The organism is Arenimonas sp. GDDSR-1, from assembly GCF_025980345.1.
Classification (GTDB): Bacteria; Pseudomonadota; Gammaproteobacteria; order Xanthomonadales; family Xanthomonadaceae; genus Arenimonas.
On the sequence record NZ_JAPDUI010000084.1, the window covers coordinates 1 to 6,048 of the forward strand.

Annotated in this window: 5 protein-coding genes and 1 tRNA gene; 3 read left to right on the forward strand and 3 right to left on the reverse strand. The window is 61.3% G+C overall.

All coding sequences use genetic code 11. From position 1 onward, the window contains the following. Positions 1 to 319, forward strand: a 319-nt coding sequence (locus Q0W88_RS10140) for an ATP-binding domain-containing protein (RefSeq protein WP_297803151.1), incomplete at its 5' end; no start/stop codon positions are given. Positions 320 to 360: 41 nt separating this feature from the next. Here the strand turns inward: Q0W88_RS10140 and Q0W88_RS10145 are convergent. The 3 genes from Q0W88_RS10145 to Q0W88_RS10155 all read right to left on the reverse strand — a co-directional run bounded on the left by Q0W88_RS10145 (position 361) and on the right by Q0W88_RS10155 (position 2,944). Further along, positions 361 to 1,410 carry an acyltransferase gene (locus Q0W88_RS10145; protein ID WP_297803154.1) on the reverse strand — a complete coding sequence of 350 codons (1,050 nt, stop codon included), beginning with the start codon at positions 1,408 to 1,410 and terminating at the stop codon, positions 361 to 363. Between the two features lie 70 nt (positions 1,411 to 1,480). Next, a tRNA-Arg gene (locus tag Q0W88_RS10150) sits at positions 1,481 to 1,557 on the reverse strand. Between the two features lie 25 nt (positions 1,558 to 1,582). Further along, on the reverse strand, positions 1,583 to 2,944 hold the full coding sequence (locus Q0W88_RS10155; protein WP_297803157.1) for an amino acid permease: 1,362 nt from the start codon (positions 2,942 to 2,944) through the stop codon (positions 1,583 to 1,585). 93 nt (positions 2,945 to 3,037) lie between these two features. Between Q0W88_RS10155 and Q0W88_RS10160 the strand changes: the two genes are divergently transcribed. Together Q0W88_RS10160 and Q0W88_RS10165 are read left to right on the forward strand one after the other, a co-directional pair. Continuing rightward, the gene (locus Q0W88_RS10160) at positions 3,038 to 5,068 is read left to right on the forward strand and encodes a S9 family peptidase (RefSeq protein ID WP_297803161.1); all 2,031 of its coding nucleotides are present in this window, start codon (positions 3,038 to 3,040) and stop codon (positions 5,066 to 5,068) included. Beyond that, positions 5,065 to 6,048, forward strand: a 984-nt coding sequence (locus tag Q0W88_RS10165) for an amidohydrolase family protein (protein ID WP_297803164.1), incomplete at its 3' end; no start/stop codon positions are given. The genes Q0W88_RS10160 and Q0W88_RS10165, both read left to right, overlap by 4 nt.

Consider the following 6,048-nt stretch of genomic DNA (forward strand, 5'->3'; position numbering starts at 1 on the left):
CCAGTTGTTGGTCTGGTTCGAGGGTGCTTCCGGCCTTGAGGGCGTTAGCGGCCCGCGTGCTTTTGCGCCCGATGCGCTGCCAAGCCATGAGGGTGCCTTTGCCATCACCGTGCACAAAAGCCAGGGTTCGGAATACGGCCATGTCGCAGTGCTGTTGCCGCCGGATGCCGACAATGCGGTGCTGTCCCGACAGCTGCTGTATACCGCGGCCACCCGGGCCCGGAAATCCCTGGCGCTGTGGTGCGCTGAACCGGTGTTGCAGGCCACCTTGGCAGCCCGCAATTTACGCAGTTCCGCGCTGCCGCAACGGCTGCTTTAACCGATCATCATTCCAGGGCAGGGAGTTGCCAGTACAGGGATTCACTGCCCGTAATGAAAATCGGGCGGGCGGTCAAACCGCTCCGGTTTCAGGTCCCGATCAGATACCGGGAATAACGGCCGAGCAATTTGCGGATGCCCATGCTCAGCAGCAGACTTGTGTTTTGCAAACGCCTCGCTGAGCAGCCAGACAAACGTGAAATGCAGGAAATAAAGGCTGAAGGCATAAGTGCCCAGAACCATCAGTGCATTCGGTAGACGCGCTTCACGCGCATGCAGGGCATATAGAATAAGCACCGCCATCAGCATTTTCTGGCTGTACACCACGGATTGATGCAGCGAGGTAAATCCACCCGCAACGTAGTCCCAGCGGAACAGCAGGAAATTGACGGCAGTGAATGCCAGCAACAGAAACAGCAGCGCCGGCAGATGCCGTTTGACCAGGATCAGCATCGCTTCCAGCCGTTCGCCGAGATAGATGCCGAAGGCGTAGGCCCCCAGAAAAAAGGCGACGGATTTCCAGCTGATCAAGTCGGGAAACGGCGTCCGTGATACCACCAGGGGCATCAGCGTCAACGCCAACAGACCGATGCCTTTGCCGGGTTTGAGCAGGGCGTTCAGCAACGGCGTGCAAAGGAACAGGACCGCCAGCACCGGGATGTACCACAGATGGGTCTGGACTTGACCGAAGACGAGATTTTTCGACAGTTCTTCCGGAAAAAAGAAGGTGATGCCGTTGGCTTTGCCGTAAGCCAGATAATCCGGCCAGGCCAATACCGTGAAAAAGATCGTAAGCAGGGCATAGGGCAGAAAGACATGCGCGGCCTTGCTTCTGAAGAAGTGCCCCCAGGATTTGCCCCGCAAGACACGGGTATACAAAATCCCGGAGATCAGCGCAAAAAACAGGGTGGAGCCGTGAAACACGGTTTCGGTAACGCTGTACAGCCAGATGTAATCGGGATTGTTTTCCTGGGCACCGGAAACCGAACCCAACACCGACCAGGCATGCGCGCCGATGATGGATAGAATGGCAATGCCCCGGAAGGCATGCAGATAGGGCAGATAACCGGGCTTGTTGGAAGAAACGGACATGCGCTGCCTGGATGGCGGATTCAGGCCATCTTCGCATGCACGGATCCCGGTGTCCTGTGCCGGAAGTCTATGGCGTCCCCGACTGGAGTCGAACCAGTGGCCTTACCCTTAGGAGGGGTACGCTCTATCCAGCTGAGCTACGGGGACCGACAGGCATTATAACGCGGTCATTTCAGGCCTTGCGCCGGAACAGCGCGAACGCGACCAGGATGACCGCTGCCACACCCATGCTGAGCCAGAGTTGTTCGGCCAGACCCTCGGACAGACCCATGAACACCAAAACCGCCAGCATGGCGGCAATGGCCGTATAGGTGCCGTAGGGGTGGAACCACATTTTGATCTGCAGGCGCTCCGGGGCTTCGGCCTCGGTTTTGGCGCGAAGCCGCAGCTGCGCAAAGGACAGCAGCACATAGATGAACAGCATGGTCGCGCCGCAGGCATTGATCAGGAAACTGAACAGATCTTCGGAGAAGTGGTTGATGGCCAAGGCCAGATAGCTGAACAGGCTGGCGACCAGAATGGCGCGGGCCGGGACTTTGCGATCGTTGATCTTGACCAGCCACTGCGGGGCATCGCTGTATTTCGCCAGACCGAACAGCGCACGCGAGGACACATACAGGCCGGAATTCAGGCAGCTCAGCACGGCCACCAGCACCAGCGCGTTCATCGCCACTTCGGCGCCGGGCAGGCCCATGGTCTGCAGGGTGGTCGCGAACGGCGAGATGCCGGGCACGATGGTGTTCCAGGGCACGATGGCGCAGATCAGCGCGATCGACAGCACGTAGAACACCAGGATGCGGAAGGTGACGGTGACGGTCATGCGCGAGATGACTTTGCTCGGCTCCTCCGACTCGGCGGCGGCAATGGTCGCGATTTCGGCGCCGCACAGCGCGAAAATGGTCGAGGTGGCGCCGGCCAGTACCGCGGCCCAGCCGTTCGGGGCGAAGCCGCCGTGCGCGGTGAGATTGCCGAAACCGAGGGCGGTCGGCGCACCGATCCCGAACACGAAGGCGGCGGTGATCAGGATGAACACGATGATGGCAGCGACCTTGATCGAGGAAAACCAGAATTCGAATTCGCCGTAGGATTTGGTGGACATCAGGTTGACTGCGGTCAGGACCGCCATCAGTCCGACACCGATCGACCACAGCGGCAGCTGCGGGAACCAGTCATGGATGATCTTGGCGCCGGCGATGGCCTCGATGGCGACCACCACCACCCAGAAGTACCAGTAAAGCCAGCCCGACATGAAACCGCCAAGATGCCCCAGGCCGAGCCGGGCGAATTCGGGGAAGCTCTGCACGCCCGGGGTGGCGATGGCCATTTCCGAGAGCATGCGCATGACCAGCAGAATGATGAAGCCCGAAATGGCGTAACTGAACACCACGGCCGGACCGATCTGCGAGATGGCCGTGGACGAGCCCACGAACAGACCGGCACCGATGATGCCGCCGATGGCGATCATCGAGACATGACGGGATTTCAGGGTGCGGCTGAGCTGGACGTCGGAGGAGCAGGCGAGGGGAGAATCCATCGTAGGGTTTCCGGTAGGCTTCGGGTGTCTGATAGCATAACGGTTTAAGCGTCCCGTGGCGCATGTCCCGCCCCCGAACCGAAGCGAGCCCTCATGTCCGTTGTTTTCCGCCACCCGCATCATCGCATCCTCCTGGCCGGCGGCCTGCTGCTTTCCGGTCTGATGATGGCCGCCACAGCGGCAGCTGCCGGCTTCACGCCGGCCGATTATCTGCGCATCCGCAATGTTTCCGATCCGGTCTTCGCACCCGATGGCAATACCCTGGCCTACAGCGTCGGCGAAACCGATCCGCAGCGGGATGAGGAGTCCAGTGACCTGTGGACCGTGCCCCTGCATGGCGGCGCTCCGCGGCGTCTGACCGAAACAGCGCACAATGAATGGCAGCCGGTGTATGCCGCCGATGGCCGTTCGCTGTATTTTCTCAGCGATGCCGGCACCGGGGGCGTGACCCAGGTCTGGCAGATGCCGCTGGACGGGGGTGCGGCACGCGTCGTCACCCGGTTTCCGCAGGGGGTCGATGATTTCGCGGTGTCGCCGGCCGGTGCCCGCCTGGCGGTCATCGTCACCGATGCCGGGCCCGGTGCCGGCGGCAAAGCGCCGGTGCATCCCCTACCGATCGTGACCTCGCGTTTCCAGTTCAAGGAAGACATCACCGGCTATCTGGATGACCGCCGCAGGCACCTGTATCTGGTGAATGCCGACAGCGGTGAAAGTACGGCCTTGACGCACGGTCCCTTTGATCATTACCTGCCGTCGTTTTCACCCGATGGCAAAACCATCGCGTTCGTGACCAAACGCGGCGAAGATCCGGACCGTCATCTGAACTGGGATATCTACACCGTCGAGGCACGCGCCGGCGGCCTCGAAAAGCAGATCACCAAGGATCCCGGAACCGATCTGGACCCGTATTGGGAGACCCGGCCGGCCTGGAGTCCGGATGGCCGGAAGATCGCCTATGTGCGCAGTCTGGGCGGTCAATGGATTTACTACGCGCCCTGGCAGCTGGCGGTGGTTGATCTGGACAGCGGCCGCGAGTGGCAGCCGGCACTGAAGGATCAATTCAGCATCAAGCCGGTGTGGCTGCAGGACAGCCGGCATCTGGTGACTTTGGTCGAATACCCGCAGGCCATGTACGCCGCAAAGGTGGATACCGAATCCGGCACCGGGGAGTTGCTGACCATCGGAGACCGCTTCGATTACGGTCTGGCGGTGAACCGCCGCGATGAGGTCGTGGTCAACGGCAGCACGCCTCAGATGCCGTTCGAGCTTCAGCGGCCCATCGGCAAGGGGCAGACGGCGATGCTGACCGATCATAATGCCTGGCTGCGTGAGCGCTCGCTCGCCAAGCCCGAAAGCTTCTGGTTCAAAAGCCCGGACGGCACGGAAATCGAAGGCCTGGTCATGAAGCCGCGCGGCTATGTCAAAGGCCGGCGTTATCCCACCATCCTGCGCATCCACGGCGGTCCGGTGTATCAGTTCAGCCGCGAATTCATGCCGGATTGGCAGGCCTATGCCAACGCCGGGTTTCTGGTGGTGGCGGTCAACCCGCGCGGCAGCTCCGGCCGCGGTTTCGATTTCGCCCGCGCCATCTATGCCGATTGGGGCAACAAGGATGTACAGGATGTGCTGGCCGGCATCGATCATGCGGTGGCACAGGGCTGGGCCGATCCGCAACGTCTTGGACTCGGCGGCTGGAGTTACGGATCGATTCTGACCAACTATGTTATCGCCTCCGATCAGCGCTTCAAAGCAGCGGTGAGCGGGGCAGGGGTTTCCAACGCATTGGCGGCTTACGGCTATGACCAGTATTCCCGCGAATACGAGTTGGAGCTGGGTACGCCCTGGAACAACCGCGAAGCCTATGAACGCGTCAGCTATCCGTTCCTGCATGCCGACCGCATCAAAACACCGACGCTGTTTCAATGCGCGGAACTGGATTTCAACGTCCCTTGCCACGGCGCCATGCAGATGTATCAGGCCCTGCGCTCGCAGAATGTTCCGACCCAACTGGTGATCTATCCCGGCCAGAACCACGGGCTGACCATTCCCTCCTACTGGGTCGACCGGCTTCAGCGTAATATCGAATGGTACCGTCGCCATCTCATTCCGGAGCAAACGCAGTGACTGCTTCCATCCGCCGATTGGCCGCCGTACCCTTGCTGTTTCTGCTGATGCCTGCCGCCTATGCGCAGGTGCTGCTCATCCGTGCCGGCACCCTGATTGATGTCGACGCCGGACAGGTACGGCATGATCAGGCCGTGCGCATCGACGGCGACCGCATCGTCTCGGTGCAGCCTTACCGTCCCGGCCTGGCCGCCGGCGCACGTGAATTGGATTGGTCGGCCTATACCGTTGCGCCCGGCTTCATGGACATGCATACCCATCTGGCCGGAAATATCCAGAACTACAACGTCGAGGCCTATCTGAAAGCCACGCCGGAAGAGGATGTGTTGGCCGGTGCGGCCAATGCCCGTAAAACCCTGCAGGCCGGTTTCACCACCGTCCGTGATGTCGGAAGCTACAACGCTTTCGTCGATGTGAGTCTGCGCGATGCCATTGCCCAGGGCTGGGTGCCGGGGCCGCGCATGTTCACGGCCGGTGCGTATGTCACCGTTCCCGGCGGCGGCGGGGAGGTTTCCGGCCTGGTCGATGCCGCACGCATACCGGCGCGCATGCGTGAAGGCGTGGCAAAGGGCGAAGCGGAAGTCCGTCGGAAAACCGGCTACATCCTCGATCATGGCGCCGATTGGATCAAGATGATCGTGACCGGCGCGGTGCTCACCGACGGCACCAACGTCAAGCAATCCGAATACAGCGAGGCTGAAGTGCGCGCCGCCGTGGAAACCGCTGCCGCCCGCAGCCATGATGTGACCGGGCATGCGCATGGCGCACAGGGCATCAAGAACACCATCCGTGGCGGCGCCCGTTCGGTCGAGCATGCCTCGCTGATCGATGACGAGGGTATCGCCCTTGCAAAACAGCACGGCACATGGCTGGTGATGGACATCTACAACGGCGACTACATCGATACCATCGGCCGCGCCCAGGGCTGGAGCGCGGAATCGCTGCAGAAGAATCTGGATACCACCGACATCCAGCGTCAG